The organism is Pseudoalteromonas sp. G5_S1_14_S5 (assembly GCF_054968605.1).
Genome location: NZ_JBQKUM010000045.1, coordinates 1 through 16572 on the forward strand (window position 1 = coordinate 1; position 16572 = coordinate 16572).

The 16572-nt window shown below is 44.6% G+C and carries 16 protein-coding genes and 1 pseudogene; 7 read left to right on the forward strand and 10 right to left on the reverse strand.

Features of this window, described 5'->3' with window-relative positions:
• From ACTRWI_RS14120 to ACTRWI_RS14165, 10 genes are all read right to left on the reverse strand, one after another.
• A partial coding sequence (locus tag ACTRWI_RS14120) for a hypothetical protein (RefSeq protein ID WP_499132250.1) occupies positions 1-344 on the reverse strand: 344 nt, incomplete at its 3' end.
• Positions 345-359: 15 nt separating this feature from the next.
• The gene (locus ACTRWI_RS14125) at positions 360-818 is read right to left on the reverse strand and encodes an ADP-ribosyltransferase (RefSeq protein WP_499132304.1); all 459 of its coding nucleotides are present in this window, start codon (positions 816-818) and stop codon (positions 360-362) included.
• Between the two features lie 15 nt (positions 819-833).
• Complete coding sequence (locus tag ACTRWI_RS14130; protein ID WP_499132252.1) at positions 834-1109, reverse strand: hypothetical protein; 276 nt, start codon at positions 1107-1109, stop codon at positions 834-836.
• Positions 1110-1121: 12 nt separating this feature from the next.
• The gene (locus ACTRWI_RS14135) at positions 1122-1601 is read right to left on the reverse strand and encodes a hypothetical protein (RefSeq protein WP_499132253.1); all 480 of its coding nucleotides are present in this window, start codon (positions 1599-1601) and stop codon (positions 1122-1124) included.
• 175 nt (positions 1602-1776) lie between these two features.
• The gene (locus tag ACTRWI_RS14140) at positions 1777-2538 is read right to left on the reverse strand and encodes a hypothetical protein (protein WP_499132255.1); all 762 of its coding nucleotides are present in this window, start codon (positions 2536-2538) and stop codon (positions 1777-1779) included.
• 575 nt (positions 2539-3113) lie between these two features.
• Complete coding sequence (locus ACTRWI_RS14145) at positions 3114-4649, reverse strand: M28 family metallopeptidase (RefSeq protein ID WP_499132256.1); 1536 nt, start codon at positions 4647-4649, stop codon at positions 3114-3116.
• Positions 4650-4762: 113 nt separating this feature from the next.
• The gene (locus ACTRWI_RS14150; RefSeq protein ID WP_499132257.1) at positions 4763-7144 is read right to left on the reverse strand and encodes a M4 family metallopeptidase; all 2382 of its coding nucleotides are present in this window, start codon (positions 7142-7144) and stop codon (positions 4763-4765) included.
• A 539-nt stretch (positions 7145-7683) separates the two neighbouring features.
• The gene (locus ACTRWI_RS14155; protein ID WP_499132258.1) at positions 7684-7959 is read right to left on the reverse strand and encodes a tRNA modification GTPase; all 276 of its coding nucleotides are present in this window, start codon (positions 7957-7959) and stop codon (positions 7684-7686) included.
• Between the two features lie 199 nt (positions 7960-8158).
• Positions 8159-9478, reverse strand: coding sequence for a sensor histidine kinase (locus ACTRWI_RS14160; protein WP_499132259.1), 1320 nt, complete (start codon positions 9476-9478; stop codon positions 8159-8161).
• A gap of 36 nt (positions 9479-9514) precedes the next feature.
• Positions 9515-10219, reverse strand: coding sequence for a response regulator (locus ACTRWI_RS14165; RefSeq protein ID WP_499132262.1), 705 nt, complete (start codon positions 10217-10219; stop codon positions 9515-9517).
• 280 nt (positions 10220-10499) lie between these two features.
• Here ACTRWI_RS14165 and ACTRWI_RS14170 point away from each other — a divergent pair, with 280 nt between their 5' ends.
• The 7 genes and pseudogenes from ACTRWI_RS14170 to betB all read left to right on the forward strand — a co-directional run bounded on the left by ACTRWI_RS14170 (position 10500) and on the right by betB (position 16508).
• Positions 10500-11597, forward strand: a complete 1098-nt coding sequence (locus ACTRWI_RS14170) for a hypothetical protein (protein WP_499132264.1) — start codon at positions 10500-10502, stop codon at positions 11595-11597.
• A 303-nt stretch (positions 11598-11900) separates the two neighbouring features.
• The gene (locus ACTRWI_RS14175; protein ID WP_499132265.1) at positions 11901-13100 is read left to right on the forward strand and encodes a diaminopropionate ammonia-lyase; all 1200 of its coding nucleotides are present in this window, start codon (positions 11901-11903) and stop codon (positions 13098-13100) included.
• 50 nt (positions 13101-13150) lie between these two features.
• Positions 13151-13420: pseudogene (locus tag ACTRWI_RS14180) on the forward strand (LruC domain-containing protein); the annotation flags it as partial.
• 9 nt (positions 13421-13429) lie between these two features.
• Positions 13430-13639 (forward strand): hypothetical protein, encoded by a 210-nt coding sequence (locus ACTRWI_RS14185; RefSeq protein WP_499132266.1) that lies wholly within the window; start codon positions 13430-13432, stop codon positions 13637-13639.
• Between the two features lie 24 nt (positions 13640-13663).
• Positions 13664-13834 (forward strand): hypothetical protein, encoded by a 171-nt coding sequence (locus ACTRWI_RS14190; protein WP_499132267.1) that lies wholly within the window; start codon positions 13664-13666, stop codon positions 13832-13834.
• Positions 13835-14342: 508 nt separating this feature from the next.
• A complete protein-coding gene (betI, locus tag ACTRWI_RS14195; RefSeq protein ID WP_499132268.1) occupies positions 14343-14945 on the forward strand; it encodes a transcriptional regulator BetI in 603 nt (200 codons plus the stop codon).
• A gap of 102 nt (positions 14946-15047) precedes the next feature.
• Positions 15048-16508 (forward strand): betaine-aldehyde dehydrogenase, encoded by a 1461-nt coding sequence (gene betB / locus ACTRWI_RS14200; protein WP_499132269.1) that lies wholly within the window; start codon positions 15048-15050, stop codon positions 16506-16508.
• The last annotated feature ends 64 nt before the right edge of the window (positions 16509-16572 follow it).

Here is a 16572-nt window from a genome sequence, read left to right on the forward strand (position 1 = left end):
TAGTTAGGTAGTTTATTCATGACATTTCGCATGTGGAATACGCGTGATTTCAATGTACGGCCAAACATTTCGGATAAGTAGCCTTCAGGCTCTCCCGCTCTCATGTATTCATTCACCACATCATGGTCAACTCGGCCGTAATTCTTGATGGCAGAGTACTCTTCACTGATCATCTTTTTTTCAGCTTTTATATGGTGCGTCGTTGTCCAATCCATCAAGTCATCCGCAATTTGTTGTTGCGCCTGATAGGAGAGTGAATCCCCTTTAAACTCAGGAAATCCCTCACTTTGTGCCGAAAAACTTGTCAATAAAGAGAGGCAAAGCACCCAAATTAATTTTTTCATTGCTTGGTCCTTAGCTTATGTACAAACGAGAGAGTGCCAAAATGACGCTTCTACTTCTTCGCCTGAATAGAGGTTATATTTCTGAGTGTTTTTGGCGGCAGATGCCTTTACCGTTTCCACGCCAATGTAGGTATGGTAAGAGGTTCGCTCTATCTGGGTGATTCGAAAGTGTGCATTTGGCGCAAATAGAACCTCTGCTTCTTTGCTGTATTCCGAAAGCCCAGCAATGGTGTGCCCCCCCTGATTGATCTTGACTTCAAACAGTACTCGCTTGAGCCTTTGCGGGGAGTTGGGATGCACTACCGAAAAGCGCTTAGCGACTTCTGGGAGAGTAGAGGTTGAAGTAAATGCGGGCTCGACTAACACGCCCCCCTCTTCGAGCTTGTTAAGGAGAGATAGTTTTACCCAAGTCCCTCTATAGGCGGTCCCTTTGTATTTTGGCAGCTTGCTGAGAGCCGATTTAACCGTCCGAATGTACCGCCTCGCATCCTACCCTGCGACACCCCATGTTGAGGTGTCAGTGGCTCTTAGGTAGTCATTAGCGGTCTGATAGCCAGAAATGGAAAAGTCTTCCACTGCTTCCTTTTCATTGGTCGTTATGAAGGAATAGCGCCAATCATTGGAAGCATTTGACCAGTCTTTGAAGTCTTCTGCTAGCTGGGTCACTTCCTCCTCTGAACGGTTTGGCTGTTTGAGCGCATCAAACGGTTGAGAGAAGGCCGTAAAACTCAGACAACAGAGCAGTAATAAAAAACGAGTATTCATAGTGTCCGCCCTTTATTGGTAGCTGTTAGGGCTTAAATCACATGGAATGCCGAAAGTGTTCTGATTGATGACGGCATACTTCAAAGCCCCAAACATATTGAGCTGTTGGCGAGTGACGGCGTCGTACCATTCTGAGATAGGTGAAATCCAATACAGGTCATCATCAGCTGCAACATCAAGCAGTGCGCTCTTAAGGTATGGGTAGTAAATCATGCAGCTAAGACCCGGTTTATCGGTAAAGTTTTCGTTTGTATTGCTTAACTTATCGAGTTTTTGATTGAGCTTAGACGTTGGATTAAAGATGGCATCGATAGAACGTTCAATGCGCGCATCGTAGCTATCAGGGATAATATCTGAAATCAGGTAGCGCATTAGGTGCACGGGTAACATCTCTGAGAACAGCGCGGTGACTTCACCTTCCCCTGATGCGTAGTGTCCAGTAGAGATATATTGAGAGTGGATGATCGACGTATAGCGCTGGAATTGACCCACTTGCGAATGTAGCCATTCAATACCGTTACTGTCTGAAACACTGATTGCTTCAGCAAGGCGAGTTTTTACGATCCCTTTCGCGAGTTGTAGCGTGTTGCCTTCCAGGTGAGCAAGATCCAGTGAGGACGATTTCAGTGCAGAATAAATCAGTGGCGCATTTTTTTGAAGATCAATGCTACCTGGGTAAGTGAAGCTGTAAAACTCGATGGTTCTCTAGCGCAGTGGTAATCAAGCCATCAAGCTTTTGATAGCGCTCCGAATGCACATAGGCGCCTTTGTCTGAGTAGTTTGCGTGCCAATTGTTGACGTAATGAAGCGACGCTTGTCGTGAAAGGTTCTCTTTTTGAAGGTAAGACAAGCTCCACCCAGCACATGCACTACCGCCACCACATTCACCTTCAAGCATTGCGCTTGAGTCCAGTAACCAGTGATAAACCTGTTGTTTGTCGAATTCAGCTTGCTGTTTCAGACGTTGTTGCGCAGAAAAGTCCAACAGTTGTTGTTCCAACCAACGCTCCTCTGCTTCGGCATTCCAACCATGATCAATTAGGTTACTAAGTGAATCGAAAAGCACGCGTTTTACTGCTTCTTTGCTTGGCGGCAAGATCTGAGCAATAACGGTATCTTCAGATGGAATAAATGGGCGAGTTTCTGCTGGCACCCAAGCGTACTCAACGCAACTCCTAAAGTTTGGGTCGCCTCCCAGAATGCCAATACGCACGCATTTTTCGTAACCACTTTGCAGGACGATCTCTTTGTTGCGTATTTCTTGTGTTGTTGCTGGGCGCCCCAGAATACTGCGTGTCATCTCGTCAATGGCGCTGCGCTCGGCTTGACCCTTGAAGAAATTATGCATGGTTTCTAACGAACCTGAACGGAATAGTCGCTCTATGGCGATGTCACCTTGTGTGAACATCTCTCTTTGCAGCTTACTCATCAGTAGATTGACATGATTATCTGCCGTTTCGATGATCTGTGTTTGAGCCGCAAGTGTGCGTGATTTGTTTGGTGCATTGAATGCTTGATTTTATTGAACCAACATCTTATTTTTAAACTGGTCTTACTTGTCTTTATTATTGCTTGGGCCCTGGCGTGTATGGGTTTGTATGTTGACCGTTACCCTTGGTTAAAGTGTGGCCATATATTTCTCTCGCTCTAAATAAATCATAAAATGAAGGTTTATTTAATTATATTTAAAATAATTGTACTGGTCTGATTTGTTGAATTCCGTAACGGTAGATGGGAAATAAATAAAGATATTTCTAATTAATATTATTCTATTTTCGTTTTTTTAAATTAATTGATGAGATGGGTTTATTCTAGGTAAAATAAGCTTTATATACTTGTGGTTCTTATTGCTTTAAATGAACCTCTCTATTTAGATCTAATTTTCTAAATTCTATGATCTATCAATTAATTCGGCCTTCTCCAAAAAACGCAGCCAGTTCGGCTGCGTTTGTTTTGGTTCTTTTGGCTGTGAGCCATGTCATGCTTGAGTTTAGCTAGTCAGCTCTAGAGAAGATCAGGAACAAAGTTAGCGATGATAGAGACATCGCTGAAGTTGCGATAGCCGCGCACCATGATGCTGAATTCACCCGAAGGTTTGTTCAATACACATTGTTCGTTGCTGCTATTCTGGTACGGGCGGCAGTCAAAGTCCGCTTTCGATACCACACTGTTATATTTGACATATAAGTCGGCATCGCCACTGCGAGGCCCAGTCATGGTTACGGTCAATTGCCCTGCGTAATCCGTCTTTACGGTAAAGAATTGCTCTTCACCATAACCTGCGGATAGTCCTTCAACAGGGACGTCATATTGAAGCTCTGTTGGACCAGCAACGGGCGAATCTAGGCTGGTTTCAACGAGATAAGCAATCGCCAATTTAGCGAACTTCGAGGCATGGGTTGCAGTCGGATCTGAGTTCTCAATCGTATCATGCTGCGTGTGGATGTGCGGGTTGTAATCGTTGAACATACTCTCGAACGGCATAGCTGCTGGGTAGCCAACATTGTGCCATGAGGCGTGATCGGAACAGGCATAACCACAACGGTCGAAACTGTAACTGATGTCGCTAGCATAGGTGTCAATCAACTCACTTAGGTAAGCCGTTAGGTTGCTGTCCGTGTAGTCGGTGATGAAGGTGATATCGTGTGCGGATCCGTTGTAGTTAGTCATGTCTAACTGAAGCACAGAGACAACATTTGCTTGTTCGTCTCTCAGAGTATTAGCCACATCTTGTGAACCACGCAGCCCCACTTCTTCTGCTGCATAGCCATAGAACTTGATGGTTTTGTCTGGTTGAATACCACTAGCTATCATCAAACGCAGCGATTCAGTAACGGTAGCAATCCCCGATGCATCATCGTCTGCTCCTGGAGATATTGTCCCTTCGCTCGTCCAAGAACCAACAGTTGAGTCGAGGTGTCCGCCAACGACAACGATCTCTTCTGGATACTTCGCGCCAAGTAAGGTTACTTCGACAGACTTTTGCGGGTACTCTGCGTGCGTGATTTGGCGTGCCGAAGCGTATGGCACATCTTTGATTTCCTTGTTCCAACGCTCTAGTAGCCAATCTGAAGCAGCAACACCCGTAGAAGTGGTATAAAAACGGTTGGTGAAGTTGGTTAGATTTTCGATGGTCGTAGCCATGTTGCTTGGCTCGACCTGAGCGAGCAAATCATTCACTGTATCTTGATGGCTGATCACCGGTTTTTCGAAGGTGCTCATTGTTAGTGGCATTGCTGAAGCTTTAAGCGCGCTTGCTTTGTCTTCGTGCACCATGTAGCCACCACAACGGTGAGTCTCTTCGTGCATATGGCTCGAGAGCGCAGCCAGTTGCTTCGCATTGATTTTTGCTACGACCGAGTGTTTGTTTCCGTTTACTGTAGGATAAACCGTTGCGCCGTGCTCCACTATAAGGTGCTGAGCGTCAGCATCGGTGGTTATCCAAACTTCTGAGTTTTCTGGTGGTGTAATACCTAGGGATGCGTAAGCCGTTGCGCTGCCAAATAGCGCCACTGCGAGAGTACTTTTTTGAATAGCCATTTGATGTCCTTTTTATCGTTTATATTGTTGTTTTTCTTATTGCTTTAGCTATGAGGGTTTTCATTACCCATATAGTCAAAGGGCTCCTTTCGGAGCCCTGAATTAACTATCGATTATTGTGTTTTGATGAAACGGTAGTGCTTGGTTTCTGAACAAACATCGCTTGAGGTACATACTTGGTACTCCACATCTACTGTGCCGTTGTGACGGAACTTATCAACGTATGAGTTGAAGTCTGTTGCACCAACATTTTTGCCATTACGCTTAATCACGAAGTAATCGTTAGTGTCGTAATCCCATGCGAGCTTGACGCGAGCTTTACCATTCGGGTTCTTGTTACCGAACTTCAGTTTTAGTGGGAAACCTTCCGCAGAGTCACCTTCAATCGTGATTGATTTGCTTGTTGATGTTGCAACGCCAGCGTCGTCAGTTACGGTCAGTGTTACCACGTAGTCGCCCGCTTCAGCGTAGGTGTAACGAGTTACTTCCCCCATTTGCGTGTTGCCATCGCCAAGGTTCCATTGATAAGAGACGATTTGGCCGTCGCTATCTGAGCTGGTGCTGCGAAGTTCGACTTCTTTACCAACCACAGAGTGCTCAAATGAAGCTACAGGTGGTACGTTATTGCCGCTTGCTTCATATGACGCTTTCAGGTTGGCACCTGTGTAATCTGAGTAGCCCAGAATGTTAACGGTGTAGCGACCTGCTGTTGGGTTCTCGATGACACAAATTTCATTGGTTACGCTTTCACTCTTACAGATGTTCTCTTGTGGGCTTGGTGCATAATCGAGACCGACATACATATCTGGATCACCCGTAGAAACAGCCAGATCAATCGTTAGTTTGTCTTGGCCTGCAGGTACTTCGATATCAAAGTAAGTCTTGGAACCTGTTTCACCAGCCACTGGTGCTTCAACACCATTTTCTAGACGCTGATATTCAGGCTCTGGCGGTAGTGGTGGCTCATCACATGGCGTCACTCCTACCAATGCGAATGCAGAAACTACGTCATCGGTATTGTAGCCAAGATCGGTCGCAGAGTTTTTCACGCCACAAGCACCTTGCCAGAAATCACTGTTTTCCGACCAGTAGATCTGGTTAGCCAATACGAACAACTCGAATGCTTTCTTCGTGTCCCAACCTTGTGTCGTTGCAAGATGGTAAAAGGCCTTGTTGAATACACCTGAACTGTAGTGCACGTTCAAGCCATCGTAGTATTCCGATGCGTTGTTGATTGATGAACCGTCACGTGATGGGTCATCCATGTAACGTAGAGCACCGTCACCTTTGAAGATATTACGACCGACCATCCAGTCGTTGGTGCCTTTCATGTAATATTCTGCAGCTTCGCCAGCGATGTCTGAGAAGGCTTCATTCATACCGCCAGATTGGTTTGCGTAGATCAGGCCTGAGTTTTGCTCAGTGAAACCGTGGCTCACCTCGTGGGCAGACACGTCTAAGCTCACAAGTGGGTAGAAGAAGCTTTCACCATCACCAAAGGTCATCGCTTTGCCGTCCCAGAATGCGTTCTCGTAGTTAGAGCCGTAGTGGACACGCATCATGAGTTTGAAAGAGAGTGGTGCTGTATCGAACCAGTTTTTATACATGTCGAAAACGATGTTACCGAAGTAATGAGCATCGTTCAGAGGAGAGTAGGCTCCGTTCACTTCTTTATGTTCGTTGCGTGGGCATTCGTAGCTGTAAACAGTATCACCTTCTGTTGCGCCATTTAAGTCAACCGTGACAACGTTGTCCGACTCCATAACACATTGAGTACCGTTTTCTTGTACATCAAGATAGTGATAGTCCGTACCATATTCGTACATACCTGTTTTTTCGTTACCACCAGGCCCTGTACCGATCTGTGCATGAGCAATACCTTCCCAGCGGTCGATGATTTCACCCGAGTGAGCATCTAGCATAGTGAATGGGCGCGAAGGTTTTTCGTTACCTTTCACAAGGTAAGAAACCACGTACACGAGGCGTGTCTTATCAGTTCCTTGGGCTCCAACACCTTGCTTCGACGTGCCTTGGTAGATAAACAGCTCATGTTGTACGTTGTCCAATGAGTTGCTAGCTACGTTCTGGGCTTGTAGGTCTTTACTTGCCAGCTCAACTGCTTGAGCGCTGTTGATGGACGGCTTAACGAAAGATCGCTCCAGAGTCGTGGTTTTTAAGTAGCGACCTTGAACAGTCTTAAGCGCACCACCTTGAACACTTTGGGTTGCGTTGAGGTAATGCCCCCATACTGGCGTCCCCCAAATGTTTTGTTGGATCTTAACTTTGTAGATACCACGCTTTTTCAGGTTAACTTCCTTAACCACCTTGAAGCTTGAGGCATTACTGACGCCTAGCTGAGTATTTAGCCCAGAGAAGCTAGTAAAATTGATCGGTTGATTAATGCTAACGGATTCACCCGCGTGCACTGATAAAGATAGAGTACTGGCTATAGCACTGGCTATAGCAACGGCAACTAAACGCTTTTTCATTTTCATTGTTATTTTCTCTTTCCATGTAAAATCCATGAAAACGTAACAAAAATATTACATTGAATTCACATTCTTCGGTCGGATTAATTAGTAGCATGGCAGAGTTCTATTTTATTCATGAAAGTTATATTTCTCGTATTTACAGGTGGTTATGATTTCTGTTTATTTTTCTATGTAATCATATATTTTTTTTATAAAATTATGATGGATTTATTAACTGCTATTTTTCGGAGTGAAATAAGACTATTGTGTGAATTGATCTGTGCCTCAATTAATTGAGTTCAAGCTGATAGAAGAGTAAATTGTTGAAATGCGTACGTTGTACTTTGCGAGGGTTTAGTGATTTTTAAAATGTTTTTGACGAAGCTCTTTTCTTTTAGACGCTTATTGCTTAAGTTGTCATTTATTTTTAATCGCGTTTTTTGAGGCGTTTTTTGGCACAGCGCTCAAAACGTCAGGAACAAAAAACCAGCGACGAATGTCACTGGTTTTGAAGATTCTTGCTTGGGTTAGCTTGCGTTTAAAGTTACGTAAGCTCTCGCAAACTACTGTTTTTTACCGCCAACTTGAACGTAGTCGATACCGATAATGCGGTTGATGATACCAAGGGCAGAGCTTGTGTCAGAGTTTGTTGAACGGATGGTATCAACACTTGCACCTTCAGGAACCAGTTCCATTGCACGATCTTGTGTATTACCAGGAATTTGGAAGCCTACGATGTTGAAGCTTTCAGCGTGCGCTGTGTACACCTCATCGTTGTGGGTAATACCTGAACAACCTGCAAGAGAGACAATACCTAAAACAACTAATAACTTTCTCATAAACATACCTTTAGAATAACTGGAATCTAGAGGGGCAGCCTTTGGTACTCATGACTCGTAACGCTTGTCGGAGCGGTTCTTCGCCGCACTCAAGTGACAAGCCATTAATAGTGACGCCAAGGTTATCTAGATTGAATAAATGGATAGGGAGACAACGTCTCCCAACCGATGTGAAAATTATTCCAGAGGTGTTTTGTCATTACTGTATGGCTTTGTCAGCTGCTTCATTACAGAGTGGGAAAGTGATAGTGAAGACCGCCCCTTTCAAACTTGGGCTTTGAGCGATTTGGACGGTTGCATTGTGTTGGGCGCAGATTTTATGGACGATAGATAATCCTAAGCCATGACCACTCTTAGCTTTGTTACGTGCTTTGTCGCCAACATAAAAGGGATCGAACAGGTGTGATCGGTGTTCTTCTGCAACGCCATCACCATTGTCATGTACCGCAATTTGTAGCTGATCTTGGTGTTTGGTTACTTCAATTGAAATCTGTGTGCGTGCAAATTTCATTGCGTTACGCACGAGGTTATCCAAAGCACGATTGAGCAGGGTTTCGTCGGCCACTATCGATTGCTCGTGTTCAGGTAAGCAAAGCTCAATATTGAGCGCGGTCTCTCTACTCCAGCGCGTCGTCGCGTGCTCGAGAAAGTCTTTTATTTCTAATGGCTGCTGTAGACTTTCGAGATCAGTGCTATCGAGCTTTGCATAATACAAGAGCTCATCAACCATCTTTTCCATCTCTTCCGTGTCTTCAACAATGCTCTCAATGGTTTTTTCTTGTTCTTCGTTTAACGGCGTGTCTTTCAGCATTTCAGCTTGCCACTGAATACGAAATATTGGTGTGCGCAGTTCATGAGCGACCGCATTGGTGAGCGATCGATTACTTTCAACTAAGCGGTGAATTCGATCGGCCATGAGGTTGAAGGACTTGTTCAATGAACCAATCGCAATGCCGCTTGAGGTTTCAGCGCGCGAAGAGAGGTCGCCTTCTGCAAAGCTGAGAGTGGCAGATTCAAGCTTCTTAACTCGGCGGAAGATGATCAGTACGTGGCATAAGCCATATAAGATAAAACTTCCTAAAAAGAACAACCAAACAAGATCATCCTCTAACTCTATCTTTTGCCTCACTATGGCTTCATTGTTGGGGAGGTAGTGATAAGTGTTGTTACTGTTTGCTAAGCGAAACCATAGGTCACGTTCGTCATCGTGAAAGATAAAGGTATTCGGGTTGGCAGTGAAAAATTCTGAAACGGGACCTGGTATTTCATCATCTGGACTGAAGGTCACCAGCTTATTTCGCGTTGTGTCGACAAACTGATTTATGGCTTGATGAGCAGCTTCAAGCCCTTGATTCTTTGCGATGTTTTCTATGAGTTGTTGATGGGCTGCCGCTTCATAATCTTGCAGTACATATTCGTAGTCAGTATTGAGCTGATAGACACTGATTTCATAGGCGATAATACCTGCCATAAAACAAACTAACAGCCCTACTAGGGACTCCAAATAGATACGTCGCATAATCGTTCTCTTTCATTACGCTCGTATTGAGCGAGGTTAGTGCCAAGCGGTGGAAACAAATAAGTAACCTTTACCGCGAATGGTCTGAATTTTTTCTGCTGGCGCATGGTCGTCACCCAGTATTTTTCTCAGGCGTACGACCTTGTTATCAATGGTTCGATCAATCCCGTCATACTCAATGCCGCGCAACGTTTGTGTTAAATAGTCACGTGATAGTGGTGTATCAGGGTTACTCGCTAATAGCCAAAGTAGGTCAAATTCACTGTCTGTAAGTGACAAAACCTCTCCCGCCAATTCGCACTTCTTGTAGGTGTTTTTCAACACCAGTTGATCGAACTGTAGGCTGTCTGAGTCTTCGACTGAAGAGGTATTAGTGTCTTGGCGGCGTAATAATGAACGAACTCTTGCAAGCAGAACTCTTGGTTTAATTGGTTTGGTGACATAGTCATCAGCCCCTGTCTCTAAGCTGGCGACATGATCAAAGTCGTCATCGCTAGCGGTGAGCATCAGAATTTTACCTTTGTAATGTGTACGCGTCTGTCGGCAGATTGTAAGTCCGTCGCTTACAGGAAGCATCAGGTCCAGTAATACAATGTCTGGTTGTTCAGTGAGGATAGTCTGTGCAGCGTTGCTGCCATCATCGAGTACTGAGACGTCAAAATCTTGCGCGATGAAGTAGTCTTGCAACATTCTTTGAAGCTTACAATCGTCTTCCACGATGATCATTCTAGGTTTTGTCATTCCATTATCAGCCTTATCGTGTGTTTAACTTAAGAGATTCCGTGAGTGCAATTATCTGATTAGGTAATCATAGTGGCATATTAGCTTGGAATGCTTCACGAAAAATACCTGATGCGAATGATTAAACACTTTATAAGTTAGTTCAATGCTGAATTGACATTTATAACAAAAATAAAAAACGACGTTCAAAAAGAATTACACTCTCATACATTCACGAGACAGATGTGTATGTCTTTAAACAATAGAATCATACCCATCAAAACATGATGGGAATAACTCAATGAACCACTATCGAAAGGCATTACTGGCGTTATCTTTGACTCTTTTAGCGGGCTGTAATTCAAGTTCCAGTTCGAATAAGCCTGCTACTAAAGCGCAAGCGAAACCTAAGGCTGATTACGTATTTTCATCGGCTAAGCTTGGTGAGTTGTATCAAGTGCGACAGGAGGTCCAAGAATCAATGAGGCTGACCTATGATGGTGTTCAGTATGAAAAAATTCTGTTTGCTGATGATATTAGTGATAAACAAAAAGTGGTTAGGCTTGCGGATAGCCTAGGTCAAAGTGTGGATCTGTACCTCCCTGATGCTGGAGCCGATGACTGTGTGATTTACCGCGAGGGTGATTTATTTGATAAATTTGATTGTGGTGCCGCTCGACGTTCAATTGGGAATGACAGCACGTTAATTAACATGACGACGAATACTAATAAAAAAGTCGAGCTTGAGTATCACAATGAACTGTTCCAATACGTGACTAGCTTAGGGTCTACAATTTTAAGTAAAGCTAAAAGTGGTAATAAGGTAACGATCACCACGTCGTTTGCTTTCAATGCTTTTTACCGCGATGTGCTCAATAAGACTGGCGCTGTTGACCGAATTCACTCGAGTCTGGGTGCATCAACTTATTCTCAGCTGTTTGATATTGTGAAATTATACCAAGGCAGTGAGATGACACTGAAGTTTACCAACCATATTGGTGGCAGTGTCGATGATGATATCAATATGTACACTGGTCGCATGATCCACAATAACAACATGACGACGATCGTCACGCCTATGGGTTCGGTGTTCTCTGGCGGCACGGACCTGTTTGCTGCAGGTAATCCACGAGTTTTGCAACGCGCTGATTCCACCAAAGCTATTGAACTTAATAAGCAGGTTGGTGTGCACAGTTGGGCTGAGGGTGATAAAACAGCCAAAGAATTCCCATACACCAATGAAAGCCATCGTAAGCAAGCGACCTACTTTAAAAAGGTAATGGGAGACAAAGGAATCGATTTTTATATCTTCACTTTAGATTCAGCTCCTGCTTCTGGTGAACACTGGGTGACTAAGGCCGACTCAGAAAAATACGGTTTCATAACCCGTATTGAGTAGCTTTGACTCGCATTAAAAATTAGGTGTGTATGTTGAAAGGTTGGTTGTGCTTTGTCATCACCAGCCTTTTTTGTTTTGAAATTGAAGGCGGTATCTCGTGAATTCAACGAGAAAACATGGATGTGAGTAAAAACCGCATTTATTCGCTAAGTAACAACTAATTTCTGCAGATTTAGTTTTTAGAAAGCACAATCACAGCACTTTGATGTAGATAAACTTAATATCCGCAAGCCTTACAAGCCGAAGACGATTATGCTTGGTGATGTAAGGAGCAATGTGAATGACTAATAAGGACGAACATTTATGCAGTTACTGGCTGGCACTCTGACACACTATGCTAATCCTCAAGCTCGCCCTGAATTGGAGTACTCAAGTGAGCAACTTGATATTCTAAGTGTTGCGCGCTCTGAGCAGGCAATTAAGGACATATCACAATGGCCGGGTTATTCCGTCACCCCTTTGCATGAATTGAATCGTATTTCTGCTGAGATCGGTGTAAACAAGTTTTGGTACAAAGATGAATCGCAGCGTTTTGGCCTAAAGAGTTTTAAAGCACTCGGTGGCGCTTATGCGGTTGCGCGTCAGCTTCAGGTTGAAATCGCTAATCGTTATGGGAAGAATCCAACCATCAGTGAGCTGCTCAACGGGGAATGGAAACCAGAAGTTGCTGAAATTGTTGTCAGCTGTGCGACAGACGGAAACCATGGGCGTTCAGTGGCATGGGGCGCCCAGATGTTTGGTTGTGGTTGTGTTATTTACATTCATCGCGATGTGTCGGAAGGCCGTAAGCAAGCGATGGAAGCGTTCGGTGCAAAAGTGGTCCGCATTACAGGTAATTACGATGAATCGGTTCGTTTGGCTGATTCTGAAGCCAAAGCGAAAAACCGCGTGATTGTGTCGGATACCTCTTATGAAGGTTACATGGAAATCCCGAAGGACGTGGCACTTGGCTACACAGTGATGTTGGCTGAAATTGTCGAGCAATTGGATGGTGAAATCCCCACTCATGTTTTCGTACAAGGTGGTGTGGGCGGTTTGGCATCTGCTGTCTGTGGTTACTTCTGGGATTTGTGGGGTGCTGAGCGTCCACGTTTTGTAATCGTAGAACCTGAGCAGGCCAACTGTTTGCAGAAGAGTGCTCAAGCGGGCAAGCCCGTTGTAGTTACCGGCGATCTAGAGACGCTGATGGCTGGGCTTGCCTGTGGTGAGGTTTCGAGCTTGGCATGGACGATTCTCCAAAATGGCGCCGATGATTTCATGACGCTGAGTGAAGAGGCGATCCCGCAAGCGATGCGCATGTTGGCAAGTGGCGAGAAAACGGGAGTAGTGATAGAAGGAGGTGAATCAGCAGTCCCAGGGTTTGCCGCAGTTATCATCGCTAAACAAGATCCGAACTTCGCTGAAAAACTGAATTTAACTCAAGACAGCCGAGTGCTAGTAATTGGTACGGAAGGGGCAACTGACCCGTATCTCTACCAACAAATCATCGACAATAAAATCTAATAACGAGAAGTACATAGTTAGCAGTTAAGAGCTAATCGCGCACAACTCACTTAAAAGAGTTTTCAGGTACCAGTGATATGAATGACACCTTGTTCAACAGTCATGATGATAGCCCTTCAGGCTCTGAGTCGTTCAAAACCAGCAATAACATGCCGTGGGTTATTAATATTCGAGACGAATGGGATCACCCTGAAGAACTGGTTGATATCAGTGATGCGTATACGTCATTCCCTACATGGGTAACAAGCAGCGGTGAAACTGATGGTGAATGGTATAAAGCACCGATCACTAACAAAGTTATATCAGCGACGGATGAGTAGGAGAGCACCATGAATAAGATCAGCAAATTAATCACCATGGCATCCTTCTTACTCATAGTCATTGCTTGTGGCGGCGGTGGAGGAGGTGGTAACACGAGTGCATCACCTGCACAGACACCAGATGCGACACCGTCTCCAACGCTTGCTCAACTGCCTGCTTCAGCAACCCAACCAGCCGCGATCAGTACGTCTGACATTGTGGCACCTGTTGGTTTCTAATTTGATATTGGGGAGAAGATCAGCTTGTCAATGGATTACACGGCAAAGACGGCAGGGGCTCTTCATTTGTACACTGAGTCAGTATTTGTCATGAGTAATAGTGAGGTTGTTGCGGAGCCTACTTCTCGAATCACAACCGTTTATCCAACACACACCGATGTCGCAGAGTTAGAAGTCAATGGCAACTGGGAGTAGATCTATGCTCGTTGGGTGCCAATGAGCAGTCAGGAGCAAGAACAGAGCTGGGTCATCACACTCGATCAGTCGAGCAATAGTTGCCATTTGGCTTTCTAGTAACGTGTCGCTTCTCGATAAAATATCGAGCGATATTATTGATAGTATTTCCAACTAAAAGTACTTAAATATTTGGGTTCTTTTATTTTTTACCTGCTTTCCCTTTATTTATTTCAAATAAAAATAGCGCTGAAAAGAGGGCTCTCTCATTTAGTAAGCCTACCTCATCTGCTGCTTAAAACTTAGGCGTTTTAATCAATGTCTGTTGAGCCATAACCATCATAGTTCAAACTTTTAATGAATTTAGTTAGTGCTCTAAATGAATGTTAAGTGATTGTTTTTATGTTATTTGTTACCGGTTTGGTGATGCTTTGTTAATAATTTGTTCTAAATAATCATTTGAACCCTAACTAAATTTCTGTCATTTTATATTTAACTGAACGTTCAATAAAAATAAAAGGACTGAGAAATGCCGAAGGTTGGGATGCCTGTTATACGTAAACCACAGCTTGTTCAAGCCACTATGGCTGTGATAGATCGAGTGGGTTTACATGCCGCGAGTATTGCGTTGATCAGCAAAGAAGCGGGAGTCTCTACTGGTATTATCAATCACTATTTTGGCGGCAAACATGGCCTGCTTGAAGAAACCATGCGCGAAATTCTTCGCCAACTCTCTAATACCATCACCACTTCATTAAAAGCCCTCCCTGTTGATGCTCACCAACAGAGGATCAATACGATCATCGATGGCAACTTCGAAGGCTATCAAGCCGAGAATAAGGTCGCGAAGGCGTGGTTGGCGTTTTGGTCTTACTCCATGCATAACGAACAGTTAAAACGATTACAGCGCGTGAATGAAAGACGTTTGCTCTCGCATTTACGCCTTGAATTGAAAGGTATTTTGGATCATGAGCAAGCGGATCTCGTTGCTCACGGGATTGCTTCTCTGATTGATGGTTTATGGCTGAGAGGCACGTTAAACCCTGATGGTATCGATGCTAAGAAAGCCAAAGCCATTATCAATGATTACCTTGAAAAACAATTGACGTTTTACTCGTGTCATACCAAGTAGACCGCAGTTAAGTCGTAGAACGGCACTAGAACGGCCAATACTTAACACTCAATATTCAAACTAGACCATCACAGTCTAATAACAATTAAGTCAGAATCTCAAATGGAAATGTACTCGTTATACATTGACGGCGCAGCAGTGAAAGCTACGTCTGGTGAAACCTTTGATAGCATCAACCCTGCAAACGGCGAGCCTATTGCCACGCTAGCCCAAGCCTCTGCAGCGGATGTTGATAGCGCTATCGAATCAGCAAAACGTGGCTTCGCAGTGTGGTCAGCAATGACAGCAGTTGAGCGCAGTCGTATTCTTTTAAAGGCGGTAGAAATACTTAGAGCTCGAAATAATGACCTTGCAAAACTTGAGGTTGTTGATACCGGTAAACCACTACAAGAAGCGATTGAAGTGGATGTAGCCTCTGGCGCGGATGTTATTGAATACTTTGCTGGCCTGGCGCCGACGCTGCAAGGTGACCAACAACCGCTTAGCGAATCTCAGTTTTTCTACACACGTCGTGAACCGTTAGGCATTTGTGCGGGCATTGGTGCGTGGAACTATCCAATCCAAATTGCGATGTGGAAATCAGCTCCGGCGCTTGCTGCGGGCAATGCGATGATTTTCAAACCGTCTGAAGAAACCCCTCTCACAGCTCTAAAGCTTGCAGAAATTTTTACCGAAGCTGGCGTTCCTGATGGCGTGTTCAACGTGGTTCAAGGTGACTACCGTATTGGCCAAATGCTTACGGCTCATCCTGACATCGCTAAAGTGTCTTTCACGGGTGAAACCGGTACGGGTAAAGCAGTGATGGCTGACAGCGCTAAAACGTTGAAATCAGTGACGATGGAGCTTGGTGGAAAATCACCAATGATCGTGTTTGATGATGCAAAACTGGACGATGCCGTTTCGGCTTCGATGGTCGCTAACTTTTACACCCAAGGCGAAGTATGTACCAATGGTACTCGTGTCTATGTGCACGAAAACATTTATAACGCATTCATCGAACAACTTAAAACGCGCACAGAGAAACTGGTCATTGGTAATCCAATGGAGATGGAGACTCAGATCGGTGCGTTGATCTCTAAAGAGCACCTTTCAAAAGTCCTTGGTGCGATTGAGCTGGCTAAACAGTCTGGCGCAACTTTGTTGACGGGTGGCTACCAAGTAACGGATAACGGCCTCGAAAACGGCAATTTTGTTATTCCAACGGTGTTTGTCGATTGTGATGACTCTATGCCACACGTCCAGCAAGAGATCTTTGGCCCTGTGATGTCGGTAATGAAGTTTACCGACGAAGACGATGTGATTCGCCGTGCTAACGACACCAAATATGGTCTGGCTGCAGGTGTATTCACACAGAACCTTTCTCGTGCTCACCGCGTGATCCACCAAATGCAGGCGGGTATTTGTTGGGTAAATACGTGGGGCGATTCACCGGCAGAAATGCCTGTTGGTGGCTACAAACTTTCGGGCATTGGTCGTGAAAACGGACCAGAGACTCTACTTCACTATACGCAGACTAAGAGCATTCTTATCGAACTTGGCGATTACGCTAGCCCTTATGCCTAACGCGTAACACTCGATTTAACGGGCTAGCCTGTCAGAGCTAGCCCAACTGACTCATCTCAGGGAA